The sequence below is a fragment of the Pseudomonas sp. G3-19 genome (genome assembly GCF_054855875.1).
In genome coordinates this window covers 5,719,402-5,739,360 of sequence record NZ_JBMPIQ010000003.1, presented here as the reverse complement: position 1 = coordinate 5,739,360, position 19,959 = coordinate 5,719,402, and the positions used below count along the sequence as shown (strand labels likewise).

General features: G+C 59.1%; 24 protein-coding genes and 1 tRNA gene. 14 read left to right on the top strand and 11 right to left on the bottom strand.

Translation table 11 applies throughout. From position 1 onward, the window contains the following. The first annotated feature begins 148 nt into the window (after positions 1-148). The 5 genes from ACOYXI_RS26190 to ACOYXI_RS26170 are packed head-to-tail and all read left to right on the top strand — an operon-like array spanning position 149 to position 5,518. Entirely contained in the window at positions 149-1,441 is a 1,293-nt protein-coding gene (locus ACOYXI_RS26190) for an OprD family porin (RefSeq protein WP_097086665.1), read from the top strand. 39 nt (positions 1,442-1,480) lie between these two features. Further along, positions 1,481-2,458: a Bug family tripartite tricarboxylate transporter substrate binding protein gene (locus tag ACOYXI_RS26185; RefSeq protein WP_007963261.1), complete on the top strand. Its 978-nt coding sequence runs from the start codon at positions 1,481-1,483 to the stop codon at positions 2,456-2,458. Between the two features lie 58 nt (positions 2,459-2,516). After that, entirely contained in the window at positions 2,517-2,975 is a 459-nt protein-coding gene (locus tag ACOYXI_RS26180) for a tripartite tricarboxylate transporter TctB family protein (RefSeq protein ID WP_201135575.1), read from the top strand. Between the two features lies 1 nt (position 2,976). After that, positions 2,977-4,491, top strand: coding sequence for a tripartite tricarboxylate transporter permease (locus tag ACOYXI_RS26175; RefSeq protein ID WP_027614452.1), 1,515 nt, complete (start codon positions 2,977-2,979; stop codon positions 4,489-4,491). Further along, positions 4,484-5,518 (top strand): AbrB family transcriptional regulator, encoded by a 1,035-nt coding sequence (locus tag ACOYXI_RS26170; protein WP_027614451.1) that lies wholly within the window; start codon positions 4,484-4,486, stop codon positions 5,516-5,518. The genes ACOYXI_RS26175 and ACOYXI_RS26170 overlap by 8 nt, the downstream gene beginning before the upstream one ends. Positions 5,519-5,637: 119 nt before the next feature. On the opposite strand, the gene ung is transcribed toward ACOYXI_RS26170, so the two are convergent. Further along, entirely contained in the window at positions 5,638-6,330 is a 693-nt protein-coding gene (ung, locus tag ACOYXI_RS26165) for a uracil-DNA glycosylase (protein ID WP_097086750.1), read from the bottom strand. 132 nt (positions 6,331-6,462) lie between these two features. On the opposite strand from ung, the gene ACOYXI_RS26160 reads away from it, so the two are divergent. Further along, entirely contained in the window at positions 6,463-7,575 is a 1,113-nt protein-coding gene (locus tag ACOYXI_RS26160) for an enoyl-CoA hydratase/isomerase family protein (protein ID WP_134785620.1), read from the top strand. 66 nt (positions 7,576-7,641) lie between these two features. Here ACOYXI_RS26160 and ACOYXI_RS26155 read toward each other — a convergent pair whose 3' ends face one another. Both ACOYXI_RS26155 and ACOYXI_RS26150 read right to left on the bottom strand, forming a co-directional pair. After that, complete coding sequence (locus tag ACOYXI_RS26155; protein WP_134785619.1) at positions 7,642-8,040, bottom strand: hypothetical protein; 399 nt, start codon at positions 8,038-8,040, stop codon at positions 7,642-7,644. Positions 8,041-8,219: 179 nt separating this feature from the next. Then, positions 8,220-8,483: a hypothetical protein gene (locus tag ACOYXI_RS26150; RefSeq protein WP_098967656.1), complete on the bottom strand. Its 264-nt coding sequence runs from the start codon at positions 8,481-8,483 to the stop codon at positions 8,220-8,222. A 373-nt stretch (positions 8,484-8,856) separates the two neighbouring features. On the opposite strand from ACOYXI_RS26150, the gene ACOYXI_RS26145 reads away from it, so the two are divergent. From ACOYXI_RS26145 to ACOYXI_RS26115, 7 genes are all read left to right on the top strand, one after another. Next, on the top strand, positions 8,857-9,087 hold the full coding sequence (locus tag ACOYXI_RS26145; RefSeq protein ID WP_098967655.1) for a cysteine-rich CWC family protein: 231 nt from the start codon (positions 8,857-8,859) through the stop codon (positions 9,085-9,087). Between the two features lie 33 nt (positions 9,088-9,120). After that, positions 9,121-9,813, top strand: coding sequence for a pseudouridine synthase (locus ACOYXI_RS26140; RefSeq protein ID WP_098967653.1), 693 nt, complete (start codon positions 9,121-9,123; stop codon positions 9,811-9,813). A gap of 316 nt (positions 9,814-10,129) precedes the next feature. Continuing rightward, a complete protein-coding gene (locus ACOYXI_RS26135; protein WP_098967651.1) occupies positions 10,130-11,014 on the top strand; it encodes an alpha/beta fold hydrolase in 885 nt (294 codons plus the stop codon). A gap of 158 nt (positions 11,015-11,172) precedes the next feature. After that, positions 11,173-11,246 (top strand) — tRNA-Gly (locus tag ACOYXI_RS26130). Positions 11,247-11,611: 365 nt separating this feature from the next. Beyond that, the gene (locus tag ACOYXI_RS26125) at positions 11,612-12,337 is read left to right on the top strand and encodes a zeta toxin family protein (protein ID WP_098967650.1); all 726 of its coding nucleotides are present in this window, start codon (positions 11,612-11,614) and stop codon (positions 12,335-12,337) included. Continuing rightward, positions 12,334-12,492 (top strand): hypothetical protein, encoded by a 159-nt coding sequence (locus tag ACOYXI_RS26120; RefSeq protein WP_167734096.1) that lies wholly within the window; start codon positions 12,334-12,336, stop codon positions 12,490-12,492. The genes ACOYXI_RS26125 and ACOYXI_RS26120 overlap by 4 nt, the downstream gene beginning before the upstream one ends. A 243-nt stretch (positions 12,493-12,735) precedes the next feature. Then, complete coding sequence (locus tag ACOYXI_RS26115) at positions 12,736-13,464, top strand: class I SAM-dependent methyltransferase (RefSeq protein ID WP_461675461.1); 729 nt, start codon at positions 12,736-12,738, stop codon at positions 13,462-13,464. A gap of 128 nt (positions 13,465-13,592) precedes the next feature. Here the strand turns inward: ACOYXI_RS26115 and tam are convergent, their stop codons facing one another. Continuing rightward, complete coding sequence (gene tam / locus ACOYXI_RS26110) at positions 13,593-14,363, bottom strand: trans-aconitate 2-methyltransferase (protein WP_134785615.1); 771 nt, start codon at positions 14,361-14,363, stop codon at positions 13,593-13,595. Positions 14,364-14,550: 187 nt separating this feature from the next. Between tam and ACOYXI_RS26105 the strand changes: the two genes are divergently transcribed. After that, positions 14,551-14,961 (top strand): low affinity iron permease family protein, encoded by a 411-nt coding sequence (locus ACOYXI_RS26105; RefSeq protein ID WP_047598058.1) that lies wholly within the window; start codon positions 14,551-14,553, stop codon positions 14,959-14,961. A 100-nt stretch (positions 14,962-15,061) separates the two neighbouring features. Here the strand turns inward: ACOYXI_RS26105 and ACOYXI_RS26100 are convergent, their stop codons facing one another. The 7 genes from ACOYXI_RS26100 to ACOYXI_RS26070 form a co-directional block, all read right to left on the bottom strand. Continuing rightward, positions 15,062-15,565: a DUF4142 domain-containing protein gene (locus ACOYXI_RS26100; RefSeq protein ID WP_027614439.1), complete on the bottom strand. Its 504-nt coding sequence runs from the start codon at positions 15,563-15,565 to the stop codon at positions 15,062-15,064. 75 nt (positions 15,566-15,640) lie between these two features. After that, entirely contained in the window at positions 15,641-15,799 is a 159-nt protein-coding gene (locus ACOYXI_RS26095) for a KGG domain-containing protein (RefSeq protein WP_003222499.1), read from the bottom strand. A gap of 118 nt (positions 15,800-15,917) precedes the next feature. Further along, complete coding sequence (locus ACOYXI_RS26090; RefSeq protein WP_210557913.1) at positions 15,918-17,267, bottom strand: sensor domain-containing protein; 1,350 nt, start codon at positions 17,265-17,267, stop codon at positions 15,918-15,920. Between the two features lie 79 nt (positions 17,268-17,346). Beyond that, positions 17,347-17,985: a LysE family translocator gene (locus tag ACOYXI_RS26085; RefSeq protein ID WP_098967643.1), complete on the bottom strand. Its 639-nt coding sequence runs from the start codon at positions 17,983-17,985 to the stop codon at positions 17,347-17,349. Between the two features lie 60 nt (positions 17,986-18,045). Continuing rightward, positions 18,046-18,462 (bottom strand): fosfomycin resistance glutathione transferase, encoded by a 417-nt coding sequence (fos, locus tag ACOYXI_RS26080; RefSeq protein WP_027614435.1) that lies wholly within the window; start codon positions 18,460-18,462, stop codon positions 18,046-18,048. Positions 18,463-18,465: 3 nt separating this feature from the next. After that, positions 18,466-19,182, bottom strand: coding sequence for a PA3715 family protein (locus tag ACOYXI_RS26075; protein ID WP_134785613.1), 717 nt, complete (start codon positions 19,180-19,182; stop codon positions 18,466-18,468). Positions 19,183-19,219: 37 nt separating this feature from the next. Next, complete coding sequence (locus ACOYXI_RS26070; protein ID WP_461675460.1) at positions 19,220-19,954, bottom strand: PA3715 family protein; 735 nt, start codon at positions 19,952-19,954, stop codon at positions 19,220-19,222. Positions 19,955-19,959 lie beyond the last annotated feature (5 nt).

Genomic DNA, 19,959 nt, shown 5'->3' with positions numbered 1-19,959 from the left:
CGAAATCCAGCTGAAAGGTTAGTGAAAGGTTAGCCCGTTAGAGTCCGGTCACGGACAGTTTCGACTGCCGTCGCTGCTGCCACACAGCGATACGAAAAACGCCTCGAAGCGTTTTCGACCAATAAGAACAATAACGGAGTACACCCGCATGCCGTCCTTGCAGACCAAGGCTTCTACGCCTGTTCGTCCTTCTCGTTTGCGCCACGCCACCCTCGCCAGCACCGCTGCCCTAGCCGGTTTCTCACCGTTGAGCTACGCCGACTTCATCAAAGACAGTTCCGCCACCTTCGAAACCCGCAACATGTACTTCAACCGCGACTTTCGCGACGGCACCAGTGCCCAGCAAAGCAAGCGTGATGAATGGGCGCAGGGTTTCATGCTCAACCTGCAATCGGGTTACACCGACGGCACCGTGGGCTTCGGTGTCGATGCGCTGGGCATGCTCGGGGTCAAACTTGATTCGAGCCCGGATCGTACCGGCACCGGCCTGTTGCCGACCCACGATGACGGGCGCGCGGCGAACGAATACTCGAAAGTCGGCCTGACCGGCAAAGTGAAAATCTCCGCCACCGAACTGAAAATCGGCAGCCTGATTCCCGAACTGCCGATCCTCAAACCGAATGACGGGCGCATCCTGCCGCAGACCTTTGAAGGTGGTTTGCTGACCTCCAAAGAGATCAAGAACCTGACCTTCACCGGTGGGCGTCTGGAGAAAGCCAAGGATCGCGACAGCACCGATTTCGAGGACATCGCCCTCAACAACAAGAACAGCCGCTTCGCTGGCACCGTGGCCGGCAAGCATTTCGATTTTGCCGGCGTGGACTACAAGTTCACCGACAAGATCACCGGCAGTTACCACTTCGCCCAGCTCGACGAAGTCTATAACCAGCACTTCTTCGGTCTGGTCGCCTCGCGGCCGATGGGCCCGGGCACCTTCGCCACCGACCTGCGCTTTGCGGTCAGTGACGATCAGGGCGCGGCCCGTGGTGGCGAGATCGACAACCGCTCGCTCAACGGTCTGGTCAGCTACGCCCTGAGCGGCCACAAGTTCAGCGCCGGTTATCAGCACATGTCCGGCGACAGCGCCTTCCCGTATGTCGATGGCAGCGACCCGTACCTGGTCAACTTCGTGCAGATCAACGACTTCGCCGGCGCCGAAGAGCGCTCATGGCAGGCGCGTTACGATTTCGACTTTGCGCGTCTCGGCATCCCTGGCCTGTCGTTCATGAGCCGTTACCTGAGCGGTGACAACATCAAGCTCAAGAATGGCGAAGAAGGCAAAGAGTGGGAGCGCAACACCGAGATCAAATATGTAGTACAAAGCGGCGCCCTGAAGGACGTTGCCGTACGCCTGCGTAATGCCACCTACCGTTCCAACTACTCCGCTCGCGATGCCGATGAAGTGCGTCTGCTGGTGAGCTATAGCGTTGCCCTTTGGTAATTCAGTACGTCCATAACAACAACTCCCAAGGAGACATAGATGAACTTATCACTGCGTAAAGTTGCTCTGGCCGCTGGCGTCATGCTGTTCGCCGGCCAATTGATGGCTGAACCGAAACGTCCGGAATGCATCGCCCCGGCCTCCCCCGGCGGTGGTTTCGACCTGACCTGCAAACTGGCGCAGAGCGCGCTGGTCAACGAAAAACTGCTGACCAAACCGATGCGCGTGACCTACATGCCCGGCGGTGTCGGCGCAGTGGCGTACAACGCGGTCGTCGCCCAGCGTCCGGCCGATGCAGGCACGCTGGTGGCGTGGTCCAGCGGTTCGTTGCTGAACCTGGCGCAAGGCAAGTTCGGTCGTTTCGATGAAACCAATGTGCGCTGGCTGGCCGCCGTCGGCACCAGTTACGGCGCCATCGCGGTGAAAAGCGATTCGCCCTACAAGACCCTCGACGATCTGGTCAAAGCCCTGAAGAAAGATCCGAGCTCCGTGGTCATCGGTTCCGGCGGCACCGTCGGCAGCCAGGACTGGATGCAGACCGCACTGATCGCCAAGGCTGCCGGGATCAACCCGCGTGACCTGCGTTACGTCGCCCTCGAAGGCGGCGGCGAAATCGCTACTGCACTGCTCGGCGGTCACATCCAGGTGGGTAGTACCGACATCTCCGACTCCATGCCGCATATCCAGAGCGGTGACATGCGGCTGCTCGCGGTGTTCGCCGATAAACGCATCGACGAACCGGAAATGAAAGACATCCCGACCGCGCGCGAGCAGGGCTACGACATCGTCTGGCCGGTGGTGCGCGGTTTCTACCTCGGGCCAAAGGTCAGCGACGAAGACTACGCCTGGTGGAAAGACGCCTTCGACAAACTGCTGGCCTCGGACGACTTCGCCAAGCTGCGCGATCAACGTGAACTGTTCCCGTTCGCCATGACCGGCCCGGAGCTGGACACCTACGTGAAGAAGCAGGTCGCGGACTACAAAGTGCTGGCCAAAGAGTTCGGCCTGATTCAGTGATCGTCTCTGTCTAGCGGCTGCGGCCTCGCGCATCGAGGCCTCGGCACAGGAGTTTCCCATGCTCTTACAACGCATTTTCGCCTCGGTGCTGTTGCTGGCCTGCGTTGGCCTGGCGCTGATGGCGTGGCCGTATCAAGCGGCTTTTTCTTATGAACCGGTCGGCCCGCGCGCCTTTCCTCTGCTGATGCTCGGCCTGATGGGCGTGGCGCTGCTGTACATGGTGTTCCGCCCGGCACCGATCAAACACAGCGAAGACGAGCCACCGCTGGATCGCCAAACCCTGACCAAGATCGGCATCTGCGTCGTCCTGCTGCTGGTGTTCGCCGGCCTGTTCGAACCACTGGGCTTCATTCTCAGCAGCATCCTGATCGGCATCCCGATGGCGCGCCTGTATGGCGGTCGCTGGCTACCGAGCATTGTGGTGACAACGTTGATGGCCATCGGTCTGTACCTGCTGTTCGACCGTCTGATGGACGTTCCACTGCCGCTGGGCCTGCTCGACGTTCTGGAGAACTGATATGGATACTCTCGGTTATTTGGGTCAGGGCTTCGGCGTCGCGCTGAGCCCGTACAACCTGGTCACGGCCTTGACCGGCACGCTGATCGGCACCGTGGTCGGGCTGTTGCCGGGCCTGGGTCCGATCAATGGCGTGGCCCTGCTGATCCCGATCGCCTTCGCCCTCGGCCTGCCACCGGAGTCGGCGCTGATTCTGCTGGCGGCGGTGTATCTGGGCTGCGAATACGGCGGGCGGATCAGCTCGATCCTGCTGAACATTCCGGGCGAAGCCTCCACCGTGATGACCACCCTCGACGGTTATCCGATGGCGCGCCAGGGTCTGGCCGGTGTCGCCCTGTCGCTGTCGGCATGGAGTTCGTTCATCGGTGCGTTCATCGCCACCTGCGGCATGGTGCTGTTCGCCCCACTGCTGGCGAAATGGGCGATTGCCTTCGGCCCGGCGGAATACTTCGTGTTGATGGTGTTCGCGATTGTCTGTCTCGGCGGCATGGCCGGCGATCGTCCGTTGAAGACGTTTATTGCGGCGTTGATCGGGCTGTTCCTGTCGACCGTCGGCATCGACGCCAACAGCGGCGTATACCGCTTCACCGGCGACAACATTCACCTGACCGACGGCATCCAGTTTGTGGTGTTGGTGCTGGGTCTGTTCTCGGTCAGTGAAATCCTCCTGCTGCTGGAAAAAACCCATCGTGGGCAGGAAGCGGTGAAGGCCACCGGACGCATGATGTTCAACTTCAAGGAAGCGGCGTCGGTGTTCGTGGTGAACATCCGTTGCGGCCTGCTGGGTTTCATCATGGGCGTGTTGCCGGGTGCCGGCGCGACGTTGGCCAGTGCCGTGGCCTACATGACCGAAAAACGCATCGCCGGTGCCGGCGGCAAATTCGGTCAGGGTGACGCCCGTGGCCTCGCCGCTCCTGAGACCGCGATCGGCGCTTCGGCCTGTGGCGCGCTGGTGCCGATGCTGACCCTCGGCGTACCCGGTTCGGGCACCACCGCCGTGATGATCGGCGCGCTGTCGCTGTACAACATCACCCCGGGGCCGCTGCTGTTCCAACAGCAACCGGACATCGTCTGGGGCCTGATCGCGTCGTTGTTCATCGCCAACATCATGCTGGTGATCCTCAACATCCCGATGATCCGCATCTTCACCCGCATCCTCGCCGTGCCGAACTGGGCACTGGTGCCGGTGATCGCGATCATCACCGGAATCGGCGTGTACGCCGTGCATGCGACCACCTTCGACCTGTTCCTGATGGTCGGCATCGGCATCTTCGGTTACATCCTGCGCAAACTGGATTTCCCGTTGTCGCCGGTGCTTCTGGGGTTCATTCTCGGCGGGCTGATGGAGCAGAACCTGCGTCGTGCGCTGTCGATTTCCAACGGTGCGCTGGAAATCCTCTGGTCGAGTCCGATCACTTTCGGTGTGTGGATCCTGACCGCGATCATGTTGTTGATGCCGCTGCTGCGCATCTGGCGCAAACGTTCGGCGGCGCAACGCGCCATCGCCGATGTCTGATCGCTCCTCCCTCAGAAGCTGGTGGGCCACCCCGCTGGTCGGTCTGCTTGGCGGTTTTATCGCCAGCCAGATCGGCTGGCCACTGCCGTGGATGGTCGGCTCGCTGCTGGCGATCATCCTCGTGCGCTGCCTGACCCCGTGGCAACTCACGGAAATCCCCGGCGGGCGTAAATGCGGCCAATGGATTGTCGGCATCGGCATCGGCCTGCATTTCACCCCGTTGGTGATGGAGCAGGTGCTGAGTCATTTCGGATTGATCTTCTTCGGTGCCCTGGTCACCAGCCTGTCGGCGGTGGTCGGCGTGTGGTTGATGCGCCGTACCGGCGAGGATCGTGCCACGGCATTTTTCTCGAGCATGCCCGGTGGCTCAGGTGAGATGGTTAACCTCGGCGCACGCAATGGCGCGCTGCTCAGTCATGTCGCGGCGGGGCAGAGTCTGCGGGTGCTGGTGGTGGTGCTGTGCGTGCCGGCCGCGTTCAAGTATCTGCTGGGCGACGGCACACCGATTTCCCACGCCGGCAACGTCGATTGGCGCTGGCTGGCGATTCTGTTTCCCACGGGCGCCCTGCTCGCCTGGCTCTGGCAGCGTTTGCGTCAGCCCAATCCGTGGCTGTTCGGGCCGCTGCTGGTCAGTGCCACGGTGAGCATTGCCTGGGATTTGCACATCGGCCTGCCGGACGGTGGAAGCCAGATCGGCCAGTGGCTGATCGGCAGCGGCCTGGGCTGTCACTTCAACCGACAGTTCTTCCGCCGCGCGCCGTCATTCATGGGCCGTACGCTGATCGGCACGGCGCTGACCATGTTGATCGCGACCTTGGCGGCTTTAGGTTTGAGTGCACTGACCCATCTGGATCTGCGTTCGCTGACGTTGGGCATGATGCCCGGGGGGATTGCCGAGATGAGCCTGACGGCGGAGACCCTGCAACTGTCGGTGCCGCTGGTGACGGCGATGCAGGTGATGCGGCTGCTGTTTGTACTGTTTCTGGCGGAGCCGTTGTTCAAGTACTGGAACCGTAATCCCGAGTAACACTGATATACCGAGTTGCCTTCTTCGCGAGCAAGCCCGCTCCCACATTGGTTATGTGCATGCCGCAAAACCAATGTGGGAGCGGGCTTGCTCGCGAAGCGGCCGGTCCGGTCAGCCGATCAAATCGGCGGCAGCCGCCACTCGATCGGCGCTTCACCATTCTGCTCAAGAAACTTGTTGGTCCGGCTGAAATGCCCGCACCCGAGGAAGCCACGATAAGCCGACAACGGCGACGGATGCACCGACGTCAGCACCAGGTGCTTGGTCGCATCGATCAGCTTCTGCTTGCTCTGCGCATGCGCGCCCCACAGCATGAACACCAGATGCGGCTGGCGTTCGCTGACCACTTCAATGATCCGGTCGGTGAAGAACTGCCAGCCCTTGTCCTTGTGCGCGTTGGCATTGGCCCGCTCGACGGTCATGGTGGTGTTGAGCATCAACACGCCCTGATCGGCCCAGCTCTGCAGGTAGCCGTGGTTGGGGATATCGATGTTCAGGTCGCGTTTCAACTCTTTGTAGATGTTGACCAGCGACGGCGGCGCCGGCACGCCCGGTTGCACCGAGAAGCACAAGCCATGGGCCTGGCCCGGACCGTGGTACGGGTCCTGGCCGAGGATCACCACTTTGACTTTATCCAGCGGCGTCGAATTCAGCGCGTTGAAAATCAGCGGGCCCGGCGGGTAGATTTCCTTGCCGGCCGCCCGCTCCTGCTGCAGAAAATTGCGCAACTCTGCCATATAAGGCTGGTCGAATTCAGCACGCAGTGCCTCCTTCCAGCTCGGTTCGAGTTTGATACGGTCGTCAGCAGTCATGGTCATACCCGGCAAAAACAATGGGGCGAACCCTAGGAAAGCCGACCACGCTTGTCAATTGATCTGACACAGATCCGGCACTTTCCCACACAGCGATCATACTGATCGTTCAAATTCCCGATCGAGGTCACGATGAATCTGCACTTCGAAGAACTCACCGGCACCGACGGCGCCCGCCTCGGGATCGCCAGCCTGGATGCTGAAAAGTCGCTCAACGCGCTGTCCTTGCCGATGATCAACGCCCTGAGCGACAAACTGAACACCTGGGCCAAGGACCCACAAATCGTCTGCGTGCTGCTGCGCGGCAACGGCGCCAAGGCGTTCTGCGCCGGCGGCGAAGTGCGCAGCCTGGTGGAGGCCTGCCGGGCCCATCCCGGTGAAGTCCCGCCACTCGCTGCGCAGTTTTTCGCCGCCGAGTATCGCCTGGACTACAGCTTGCACACCTACCCCAAACCGCTGATTTGCTGGGGCCACGGTTACGTGCTCGGCGGCGGCATGGGCCTGTTGCAAGGCGCGAGCACGCGGATCGTCACGCCGAGCAGTCGCCTGGCGATGCCCGAGATCACCATCGGTCTGTATCCGGACGTCGGCGCCAGTTGGTTTCTCTCACGGTTGCCGGGCAAGCTCGGCTTGTTTCTTGGACTGACCGGCGCGCACATGAACGGTCGTGATGCGATCGATCTGGATCTGGCCGACCGTTTCCTGCTTGAAGAGCAGCAACCGCAGCTGATCGAAGGCCTGCTGCAACTCAACTGGCAGGAACAGACCGACATGCAGCTCAACAGTCTGTTCAAGGCCCTGCAACAGGAAGCCGTCGGGCAGATGCCCGAGGCGCAATGGCTTCCGCGGCGCCAGCAGATCGATGAACTGCTCGACGTCAGCGACGTCACCTGTGCCTGGAAAGCCATCAGCCTGCAACGCGACAGCAGCGACCCGCTGATCGCCCGCGCCGCGAAAACCCTGAGCGAAGGCTCACCGCTGACCGCGCATCTGGTCTGGGAACAAATCCTCCGCGCCCGGTATCTGTCGCTGGCCGAAGTGTTTCAGATGGAATACACACTGAGCCTCAATTGCTGTCGGCACCCGGAATTCAGCGAAGGGGTACGGGCGCGATTGATCGACAAGGATCAGAAACCGCACTGGCATTGGCCGGACATCAATAACGTCCCGGACGCGGTGGTCGAGGCGCATTTTCACAAGGTCTGGGAAGGTCGGCATCCGTTGGCGGATCTGACGCAATACTGAACGCCCGGTAAATCGCAGGCACAAAAAAAGCGGCGCTCAATGCGCCGCTTTTTTGTTTGTGGATGATTACCAGCGACCGCCTCGCCCGCCGTGATCACCGCGGTTACCGTGATGATCACGGCCACCCCGGTCACGATCCCAACCCCCACCACGGTGCCCGTCCCAGCGCCCGCGATCGTTGTCGTGCCAGCGACGACTCTCGTAGTAGCGCGGCGCTGGTTGGTAGTAGCGTGGCGCCGAGTAGTAACGCGGAGCCGGTTGGTAGTAACGCGGGGCCGCCTGGTAGTAGCGCGGGGCCGAGTAATAGGTGCTGCCGCCGCTGTAATAGGTGCCGCCATTGTTGTAGTACGCCGGAGCGGGTGAGGTGTAGACCTCCGAGCTGTAATAACTGTCTGCGTAGGAGTAGGGAGCGCAACCGGCAACGGAAAACATCATCGCAGCAAGTAGAAGAATTCGTCGATACATGGCGGCCTCCTGGACCGCGGGTAGCCACACCAGCGACGCTGGCAGGCATCAGTCGGTTATTCGGTGACTGACGAAACATCTGACAGCGTTTTCCGAATCTGGTGCGCTTCCGTAACAAGTTGAAACATGTGATTGATGAAATCCTGTTCATTTGGAAACCACTGTCATTCAGCCGCCGATCAGTGGTGCCCGCCGTGATAGCCGCCGCCGTGATAACCGCGTCCGTAACCGCCGCGGTAGCCGTAGCCGCCGTAGTAATAATGAGCACCGCCGTAGTAACGCGGTCCGTAATATCCGCCGTAGTAATACGGCGAGTAATACCCTGGATAATAAGACGTGGCGGGATAAGTATCGTAGGGACCGGCATAGTAATAACACCCGGACAGGCCTGAACCGAGCACCGCTCCCAGCAGCACTCGACGTAACAGTTTTGAAATACCCATGACGGCCTCCTGAAAGACCCACGGCCGCAGCAGGACAGCGCAGCCGACACAGTTTTGACTGTCAGGTCCGGGGCAAGTGCCGGGCGCGCAAAGGCTTCAGATCAGCGGTGTCAGTCACACTGAAAATCCTCTGTGGGAGCGGGCTTGCTCGCGAAAGCGGTGGGTCAGTGATGAATCACTGACTGACAGGACGCCTTCGCGAGCAAGCCCGCTCCCACTGTTGCCCTGCGTAATGCCCAGGAATACATCGGTGCCACCACCGTACGTGCTGATGACACCTTGCATACCCTGCTGTCTCGGGCCGATCATGCGATGTAGCAGGCCAGACAAACTGGCCGTAACCGCAATTGCGTGGAAATGCCTTACTCGTCCTATGCCTGATTCCGACATCAAACCCGACCTCTGCCCGGCCTGCGGCGCGCGCAACGACTGCACCCTGGCTGACCCGCGCACCGCCGACCAGGCCTGCTGGTGCTATGCCGTGAGCATCGATCCGGCAGTGCTTGAAGCCTTGCCCGCAGCGCTGCGCAATCAATCCTGTCTGTGCCCGCGCTGCGCGCAGGTCGAGGCGCAACTGCAAGCAGCGGCGCGGCCGATCCCGTAAGATACGCGGCCCTTTATCCGCCGATTCCTGACCATGCGCGTCGACCGTTTCCTCAGCAACCTGCCCCGCTACAACCGTCAGCAGGTTCGCCTGTTGCTGGTGGAAAAGCGCGTGCGGATCGACGGAAAAGTCGTCAGCGACCCGCACAGCGAAGTGTTGGAATTCAGCCGCGTCGAAGTCGACGAAGAAGTCTTGCAACTCGGCAAACCGGCACGCTACTTCATGCTGCACAAGCCGCCGGGGTGCGTCAGTGCCACTCGCGATCCGCAGCACCCGACCGTGCTTGATCTGATCGATGAACCGGACAAGGACGACCTGCACATCGCCGGTCGCCTCGACTTCAACACCACCGGGCTGATGCTGATCACCAACGATGGCGGCTGGTCGCGACGGCTGACCCAACCGCAGACCAAACTGCCGAAGGTCTATTACGTCGAGACCGAACAGGAGATCGGGCCGGAGTATGCAGTCACGTTTGCCGAGGGCATCTACTTCGCCTTCGAAAACCTGACCACGCAACCGGCGCAACTCGATGTACTCGGCCCGCGAGTGGCGCGCCTGAGCATCGTCGAGGGTCGCTACCATCAGGTGAAGCGCATGTTTGGTCACTTCAACAACAAAGTGTTGCGCCTTCACCGCGAATCCATGGGCCCGCTGTCGCTGGATAACGCGCTAAAACCGGGCGAGTACCGCGCTTTGCGCACCGAAGAGATCCATTTGTTCTAAGCCGGCGACCGCTCAGCAGAAGTTGTCGAACAATTTACCAAAGGCACTTGCGCGATCCCTTTCCCACTGCTTGAATCAGGACGTCGGCCAAATTGTGACCGATTAGTCACACCATACCTCTAAGAAACTTTTTGCCGGTCGTCAGCCCTCTGGGTTGCGCCTCAGCCGGCAGACTGCCCGCCAATAACAACACCCGTCGACCGCAGTCATGGATCGACATGGGCCAAGCAAATTCCAGGCGTATGCCTACCTGTCACAAAGCTCGTGCAATCTCTATTTGCGCGCATACCCGCTTGCTTGCCAGGAGTCTTATGACATGAGGCCAGAAATCGCTGTGCTGGATATACAGGGTCAGTATCGGGTTTACACGGAGTTCTATCGCGCAGACGCCGCAGAAAAGACCATCATTCTGGTCAACGGCTCGATGGCCACGACTGCGTCGTTTGCACAGACTGTGAAAAACCTGCACCCGCAATTCAACGTGGTTTGCTACGACCAGCCCTACGCGGGCCGGTCGAAAATCCACAATCGTCACGAGAAACATCTCACCAAGGAAGTCGAAGGGCAGATCCTGCTGGAGCTGATCGACCACTTCGGCGCCGAACATGTGCTGTCGTTTTCCTGGGGCGGCGCAGCCACCCTGGTTGCCCTGGCCCATCAGCCGCGGCGTATCGAGAAAGCCGTGATCAGCTCGTTCTCGCCGGTGATCAACGCACACATGCTTGATTACCTGGAGCGAGGTGTCGATTACCTCGGCCAGCGCGACGGCGACCGCGTCGGGCACCTGGTCAACAGCACTATCGGCAAACACCTGCCGTCACTGTTCAAGCGCTTCAACTATCGCCACGTCAGCAGCCTGGCCGAGCACGAATACGGGCAGATGCACTTCCACATCAGTGACGTGCTGCACAGCGATCGCCAGTGCTATTTGAATGCGGCGAAAAAGATCAACGTGCCGGTGCTGTTCCTCAACGGCGAATGGGATGAATACACCGCCGCCGAAGACGCCCGGATATTCGGCAACCATGTGGCGCACAGCACCTTCACCACGCTGCAGGCCACCGGCCACTTCCTCGACATGGAACACAAGGCTGCGTGCCGCGATAGCCAGAACGCCCTGCTGGGTTTCCTGAAACCCTCACCGCAGTCGAGCCGAACGCGCTACGCGTTCGTCCAGGATCACCATGCATTGGCCATTTGAAAAAGCGTCGTCGCGAGCGAGTCTGTGGGGCTGAAAAACCAGCATTGATTGCCCGCAGATTTGCCCGCGAATGACCGTTTTCAATGCTGTAACGCGCTGCGAGCAAAAGAAAAACTTCAAATCTGCGCCCGACTCTGGTACAAAGTCAGCCGCTCTGAGCGGGTATAGTTTAGTGGCAAAACGAAAGCTTCCCAAGCTTTAGTTGAGGGTTCGATTCCCTCTACCCGCTCCACTCATTCAGGTCTCACGTCGTGTATGACGGGGGATGCAGGAACAGAAAAAACCGGCCTACAGGGCCGGTTTTTTTGTGTCCGGGATTTGATGTCGGCTACTTGGTCGGCACCGAACCATTATGCAACACACCGTTTATTGCAGATGCACCAGCCCTCTTTACGCTTTGATCGTTACTAACGACGAAGCGCTGCCTGCTCAAAGGGATGATCCCCATGCATGGGCTTCCCAATCGGTATTAGCAGAGCCGCTCTTGGGCTTTGACTGATTGGAAGGCGCGGCAGTTCGGTAAGTCCGAAGCACCGCCGGTAAATCACCTTTCACTCAAGAGGGTTTCCATCAGTGCAGGAAAACAAAAAATCTGGAATGACGGGGGAAGAGCAGGCTATCTGGAATGATGCGATCAGGTTTGCTCGATCAAACAAGAAGGCGATTGGCAAGCGGCTCACGGCGCAAACCAAGTATCCACCCGAAGAAGAACCTGTTTCGGTTTTCATGGCGGGGTCGCCGGGCGCTGGCAAAACGGAGGCGTCATTAGCTCTGCTGAACCTTTTCTCCGATACGCCCATCTTGCGAATTGATCCAGACGAACTCAGATATGAATTTGAAGCCTATCAAGGTGGCAATGCCTGGCTTTTCCAAGGCGCCGTTTCGATTCTGGTTGGAAAGCTGATTGATCTGGCTCTGGATCGAAAGCAATCCTTCCTGTTGGATGGAACACTTTCGAATATCGAAATCGCAAGGAAAAATGTGCAGCGGTGCCTCCACAAAGGGAGATTTGTGCAAATTCTCTACGTCTACCAAGACCCTAGCCTGGCCTGGTCCTTTGTCAGAGCCCGCGAGGAAGTTGAAGGACGCAGGATTCGACCGGAGCATTTCGTCGACCAATACTTTGCAGCGCGTGACGTGGTAAACACGCTTAAGCTAGAGTTTGGCAAAGACCTGCATGTCGATCTGCTTGTGAAGCATATTGATAATTCTGGACGCCTCTACAAGGCTGGTGTCGACAAGATTGACTACCATATCCCCGAGAAGCATACGAGACACGAACTGATGGCCATGCTTGGGATCAATTACGGAGCAACCGCATGAAACTCGGATCCACAAAGGAGTCCACGAGTCCATTCGCAGATTTCATTCGCAATGCGAAATCGGAAGAAAAAAAGCGCGTTTACAGCGAAGTGCTGAGCGAAGCCACCAAAAAACAGAATGATCTGATGTTGGCGGCGCGTGAAAAGCAGACCTGATCACATCACTGATATTCAAAAAGCCCGGCCCTTTGCCGGGCTTTTTTATTCTCACTGTTCCGACATTACAGATCCACAACACACCGACGATTCTCACCTTCCCCACGACCCGCTAGCATTTCCCCCATCACCCACCACCCTCCCCCTGCGCGGCCATCGACGAATACGCGTTTTGACTTTCGAGGGACTCCATGGCGCGGCCCCTGTGCCGCTGATGACCGAACTCAAAAGAGTATTTCCCCCATGACGCAAAATATTTACGACGACCCGGAGTTTTTCCAGGGTTACAGCCAGATGAACCGCTCCATCGGTGGCCTCGATGCCGCGCCGGAGTGGCCGGCACTCAAGGCCTTGCTGCCGTCGATGCACGACTTGAACGTGGTCGACCTCGGCTGCGGCTATGGCTGGTTCAGCCGCTGGGCAAGTGAGCACGGCGCCGCCAATGTGCTGGGGCTGGATGTCTCGGAAAAGATGCTGGAGCGCGCGCGCGAAACCACTGCGGCGGCGAACATTCGCTATGAACGTGCCGACCTTGAACATCTCGACTTGCCGGCCTGCAGTTTCGATCTGGCCTACAGTTCGCTGGCGCTGCACTACATCAAGGATCTGACCGGACTGTTCGCTCATCTGAACGCGGCGTTGAAACCGGGTTCGCATTTTGTGTTCTCCATCGAACACCCGATCTTCATGGCCCCGCGCAATCCAGGCTGGCTGGTCGACAGCGATGGCCACAAGCGCTGGCCGCTGGACAGCTATCAGATGGAGGGCGAGCGGGTGACCCACTGGCTGGCCGACGGGGTGATCAAGCAGCACCGCACGATGGGCACGCTGTTGAATTCGTTGATCGCGGCGGGTTTTGCCATTCGCCATGTCAATGAATGGGGGCCGAGCGATGCGGAGGTGGCGGCGCAACCAGCGCTGGCTGAAGAGCGGGAGCGGCCGATGATGTTGTTGGTGGCGGTGCAGCGCTAATCTGAGCTGAGCAAACAATATGTGGTGAGGGGATTTATCCCCGATGGTTGCGTAGCAACCGCTTAAAGGGCCTGCTGCGCAGTCCATCGGGGATAAATCCCCTCACTACAGGTGGCTGAAGGCTGGCTTCAGCGAGTCGCGACGATGAACAGCCGCGGAAACGGCAACAGCACCGAACGATCAGGCAACGCCGGATACGCCTCGGCAACTGCAGCCAGATACTGCTGGAGATACTGCGCCTGCTCCTCTTCGCTCAGCGGGTTCAAAAACGGAATCAAGCCACTGCCCTTGAACCACTCCACCACCCCCGCCGCTCCACCTGACAACTGATGGTGATAGGTAGTACGCCACACATCGACCCGCGAGCAGTGCGGACGCAACATCGAGAAGTATTCGCTGGCACTCGCCATGTCGGTGCGCTGCCCGGCGGCGCCAGCCAGTTTGGCGGCCCATGGGCCATTGGCGGCGACTTCACGCATCAGTCGGTGGGAAGGCTCGTTGAGGTTATCCGGCATCTGGATCGCCAGACTGCCACCGTCCGAAAGTTTAGCCGCCAACGCCGGCAGCAATGTCGCGTGATCCGGCACCCATTGCAGCACTGCATTGGCGAAGATCACATCGAACGGCCCTTGATCCGCCCAACTATCGATTTCTGCGACCTCGAACTGCAACTGCGGCAGGCGCTTGCGCGCGGCGTTGACCATGTCTGGCGAACTGTCGAGCCCCCTGACCTGGGCCTGCTCAAAACGCTGCACCAGCAGCTCGGTGGAGTTACCCGGACCGCAACCGATATCGACCACCGATCGCGCCTGAACCGTGGGAATCGCCGCCAGCAGATCACGTGCCGGGCGGGTGCGTTCATCTTCGAAAGCGACGTATTGTCTGGCGGACCAACTCATTGCGTTCTCCTGTCGGGACATTCCTGCGGTTCGTCACAATACAGGCAGCGCTGCGCGCAGTTCCAGACAGGCTTATTGCAAGGGATGTCTTCACCCTCACAATTATTGGCAGACGTCATTTGTAAGTAGAATTTTCATCGCGCCCCGGATGTCTGAATTTCAAGCTCTCCCAATAAGGAACATCGCAATGAAATTCGCGAAAATCTCCCAGACCCTGGCCCTCTGGGCCGGTAGCCCGAAAACCTTCATGGGCGCATTGATCCTGATTTTTCTGTGGGGTTTGAGTGGGCCGATTTTTGATTTCAATGACACCTGGCAACTGATCATCAACACCTCGACCACGATCATCACTTTTCTGATGGTGTTCCTGATTCAGAACACGCAGAACCGTGATACCGACATCCTGCATCTGAAGCTCGATGAGTTGTTGCGGGTGAATAAGGAAGCGCAGAACGCTATGCTCGGGCTGGAGTCGCTGGATCTCAAACAACTCGAGGCGCTGCGCAAGCATTACCGCAGCTTGGGGGAAAGCGAGGTGTTCAACCTTGAGGGGCTGGGAGAGAAGAGCAAGCCGAAGCAGGATTTGAATGACTGCTAAGTAAAGTTGAACAAAGCAGAAGATCGCACCCTGCGGCAGTTCCTACACCGTTCTATGTAGGAGCTGCCGCAGGCTGCGATCTTTTGATTGGCAGTTGGTGTCAGCGACTGGCTTGCAGCGCCCGCGCCATTTCCAGATGGCTTTGCAGTTTTGGCAGTGTCTCGTCGGCAAAGGCCTTGATTTCCGGCACGTCGGTAGACTGCGCTTCCTGCTGGATCTGCTGGATGGCCTCTTCGGTCGCCTTCACCTGGCTCGCGGCGTAGGCCTGGTCAAAGGTTTCACCGTCTTTGACCTGAGGAATCATGGTCTTGGCCTTGTCGGCGATTTCTTCACGGGGCGCGACCGGCAGATCGAGTTTCTTCGCGATCTTCGCCAGATGCTGGTTGGCCGTGGTGCGGTCATTGATCACGACAATGGTGTAATCCTTGACCTCTTTGGATTCGGATTTCTGGTGCGCCAGACGGCTGGCTTCGATGTCGGCCATGCCTTTGGCGGACGCATCGTTGATGAAGTCGGCAGGCGACTGGGCGAATGCTGTGCCCGCGAACAATCCCAACAGTGTGGCAAAACTGAAACGACGTATCTGGGTGGCCATCCGGCTCATGGTCACGCCCTCCTATCTCTGCAAATTCAAGCGGGGGCTTGCGCCCCCGCCTCTCAATCAAAACTACCTCACCGACTACTTCGACTTCTGAGCTGGCTTGCGGCCCATTTCGGTTTTCGCAGGCTCTTTGTCGACTGTCGTGGTGGTGGTTTTCCCACCTTTGCGACCGGCTTCAGACGCCTTGGTTCGATCGTTGGCGAAGTTTCCCGAGTTCGAGTTTCTTGAATTAGGCATGATTCTCTTCCTCTTGGTGTTGATCGTTGGCGAGCAGATGCCCGCCTAGATTGAGAATTGCCGGACTGCCAAAGGTTTAGAAAAGTTGCCCGCGCCGCGACGAACGGCGCGCACTGTTTCAGCTATCCACCGCCCGATGATTGAGGCGTTTGGCGGCGTACATCGCTTGGTCGGCATGCCGGAACAATTGTTGCTCCTCGCTGCCATGTTCGGGATAGCGGGCCACGCCGATGCTCGGTTCGATGTGCAGGTTGTGACCGTCCAGGCGCATCGGCTGCACCAGCACCTGGCGGATTTTTCCGGCCACGATGTCGGCGTCTTCAGCGGCGTGAACGCTGTGCAACAGCACCACGAATTCGTCGCCACCGATGCGCGCCACGGTATCGGTGTCGCGTACGCAGCCCTTGAGCCGACTCGCCACCGTTTGCAGCAGCATGTCGCCGACCGCATGGCCAAAGGTGTCGTTGACCTGTTTGAAACGATCCAGATCGACATACAGCAGCGCCATGTTTCCCGAGGTTTCACGGGCAGCGGCCAGCGCAGCCTTGAGGCGGTCTTTGAGCAACCCGCGATTGGGCAACTGGGTCAGTTGATCGTATTGCGCCATGCGCTTGAGCCGCGCGTGCAGCTGCTGGCGCTCGATGGCGGTGGCGACCTGGGCGCAGACGTATTGCAGCAGTTCCTTGTCCTGCTCGGTATAACGCTCACCGCCCGGCAGGCTTTTGACGATCAGCGCACCGATGGTGCCGTTCTTCGAATTCAGCGGCACACCGAGCCAGCACGGTGAGTCCTGCCCCGCCACCAGCGCGGCGAAGTCGGGCGAGGCGTCGGGGCTGTCCGGCGTCAGCAGAATCGGCTGACCGCTGCGGATGACCTCCGCACACAAACGCCCGGTAACGGTGCCCGGTTGCTCGGGCTGCAATTCGTGATCGTCGACGTGATAGGGAAAATTCAGCTGCGCACAGTGCTCGTCGTACAGCGCCACGGAGAAATTCAGCGCCGGCAGCCATTCGCCGATGATCAGGTGGATGCGTTTGAACAGCGCCAGCAAGTCTTCGGCGACATGCGCCGCCTCGGAAATCGCATACAGCGCAGCCTGACGCGATTCCGCCTGCTTGCGCTCGGTGATGTCGCGGGCCACGGCGATGCGTAGCTGATCGACCTCCGACCAGCGCGCCGACCAGAGGATGTTGACGATGCGGCCATCCTTGCGCACGTAACGGTTTTCAAAGTTGTGCTTGGGTTCGCCGCTCATGATGTCGTGGGCGGCGGCCAAGGTGCGCTGGCGGTCTGCGGGATGCACCAGTTCGATCATCGAACGGCCGATCAACTCGTCAGGCGTATAACCAAAAATACGCTCGCAGGCAGCACTGACAAAAACGAAACGGCCCTGCCTGTCCACCGCGCAGACGGCATCGAGCAACAGGTCCATATAACTCGCCAACGGCGCGGAATTTCGGCTTTCCATGGTTCAGCGTGGGTGTCCGGACAATGCAGCACTGTTCAACCATCCCTGACCCTTTGTTCACGCATCCCTGCACACAACTTCAAGCCTTGTTCGGCAGCAATCCCGGTAGTGCGTGCATCAGTGCGTTGATCGCAAAACCGATGAACATCACGCCACACAAACGCGTGATCATCAGCTCGTGGCGCTGATACAGCGTGCGCACCCGTCGGGCGCCGACAACGCCGATCAAGATAGCGTAAGCCAGCAATCCGCCGAGAAAGCTCAGGGCGATCAGCGCCGGCAACATCGACCAGTTGAGCAGTTCGGCGCGGCTCGACAGCAGCGCGGTAAACGTCGCCACCGCCACCGGGTACGCCTTGGGATTGGTCAGGCCGAACAGGATGCCGTGCCAGAACGGCTGACGCGCCGCGCCCTGTGGCTGATCAGCGCTGCGCCGCTGGGCTCGCACTGCGCGCCAGCCAAGCCAGAACAGGTACAAGCCGCTGAGCAAACCCAGCACATCGAATGCGGTGCTGCCGATCTCGCGGGCACCGACGATGGCGATCAGCGCGGTGCTGCACCAGACCACATCGCCAAGCAAATGCCCACAGAGAAACCCGGCCCCGGCCCGTCGCCCATGCGCCGCGCCAATGCCGAACACTGCCAGAACGCCCGGCCCGGGCGTGATGCCGTAAATGAAACCCGAGGCCAGAACGGCCATTAGCAGCGATGGAGTCATGAAAAACCTGCTGGCGCCAGTACAAATGATGGCCAGTCTATATCAGCCCAATGTGTCTGATCACGACGCGTCGTAAAAACGCATGCCCGTGTACGGTTTCAACCGACAGGCTGCCAGTCGCGAAGCCAGATCACCGACGTGAACCTCAAGCTTGTGGCCATCAGGGTCAAGAAAGTAGAACGACGCACCTTCGCTGCGGTTGTCGCGCCATTCCTTCACATTCGCCGCTTTTAGCGTCTGCACAAACAACGGAAAATCTGCCTCGGCGAGGCTGAACGCGTAATGGGTGTAGTCGACGGACGGCTCGGTGGTGCGCTGCGCATCCAGCGACAGACACAACCACAGCCCCGGCAGCGACAGATAGGCACCGGCGTCCCACGAGGCTTCGACGCGCAGACCCAATACATCGCGATAGAACGCCAGGCTGCGGGGCAAATCACTGACGGCGAGGGTCAGGTGGTTGAGGCCGGTGAGCATGGTTCAGTAACCTCTGAGATCTTCAGGGACGTTGTACTGCTGGCCATCGTACGTCAGGGTGATCTGTTTTTTCTTCAGGTCGGTGTTTGTCGAAACGCACTGATTGCCGGACTTGGTGTTTTTCATTTTGCTGCCGGTGGTGGTGACGATCAGATCGGCGAAACCATTGTGGCTCGTTGGAGCGATCTCGAGGGTCCGGCGGATTTTTTTGCTGTAGCCCTCGCAGTCATTCACGAACTCACCGTTGTCCTTGAAGACCACCAGGCCTTCAAGCACCGGACGCAACTCGTCGCCCTCGCGAACATACAGCGCCAGATCGGTTTTCTCGTAGGGAATGGCATGGGAACTGTGGACGAACTTCGCGCGCAGACCAAAAGCGCGGATATCCGGCGTCAATCGGTAGCGCGCCGTATCGATGCGTACATCATCCAGGCGCACGGCATCAGAGTTGTAAGCGCCCGGTTTACGGTAGGTGGCGATCGGTTTGGCGTTGCTCGCATTGAGCAGCGCCAGATCCAGATCGAACGCCCCGGCATCGTCGCCGCCAGAATCGGCCAGATAGGTGGATTTGACCGAAATCGCCTGACTCGGGAACGCCGGCCAGACGTTGCAGCGTGACATGGATTTGCCGTCGAAACTCTTGGTGGTGCAGGCGGCGTGGACTTGGGTGGTGATGGCCAGCAAACCGAGGGCGATCAGGAGTCTGGTGGGGTTAAGCATGGTTCTTCCTTGATAAGTGTCGTGTTGGGCTAGCGGGTTACAGGCCTTGGAAACCGTTTGGCAAAACGTAGGATTTTCCGTCGTAGTGCAATGTTGTCAAAACGGGTTTGTTGTCAGTGGTTTTAGTTTTACATGCGTCTCCCGTCCCCACACTTGTTGTGTCTTTCTCCAAGGTTTTGACAATCAGATCTGCATAGCCGTGAGAGCTCGTTTTAGCGATTTCTACCGTTCTTGAAATCTCATATCGCTCGCCTTCGCAGTCACCATCCCACTCGCCGCCATACCGATAAACCACTAATTTATCCAATACCGGGCGCAATTTTTCGCCCTCTTTCACGTAGAGCGAAAGCAGGTTTTCTTCCATCGGATTGATCCGGGATCCATTAGTGGATAACGCACGTACGCCAAAGGCACGAAGTTCGGCAGTCAGTGCGTAGCGAGCCGTATCGAGCGTTATTTCTCGCAAACTGACGCCATCCAATACAAATGCAGCCGCTTTGTAATAAGTCGCAAGGGGCTTCGATTGAGCGGTGTCCAGAACGGACAAGTCGAAATCGTAGGTACTCAGCGCTTCTGGGTCATCAGATGGGGATCCGCGCTTAAACTGTGCAGTGGCGTTGATGGTTAATCCTGGATATGCAGGCCACTCCTTGCAGACAGAAAGATCCAGATCTCCTGCCATCGGTGTTGGCACGCAACCAGCCAACACCTGCCCCGCCATCAACCACCCACTCAGGGCCACCCACCCGATCCATCCAGACTTCACTGTCACATCCC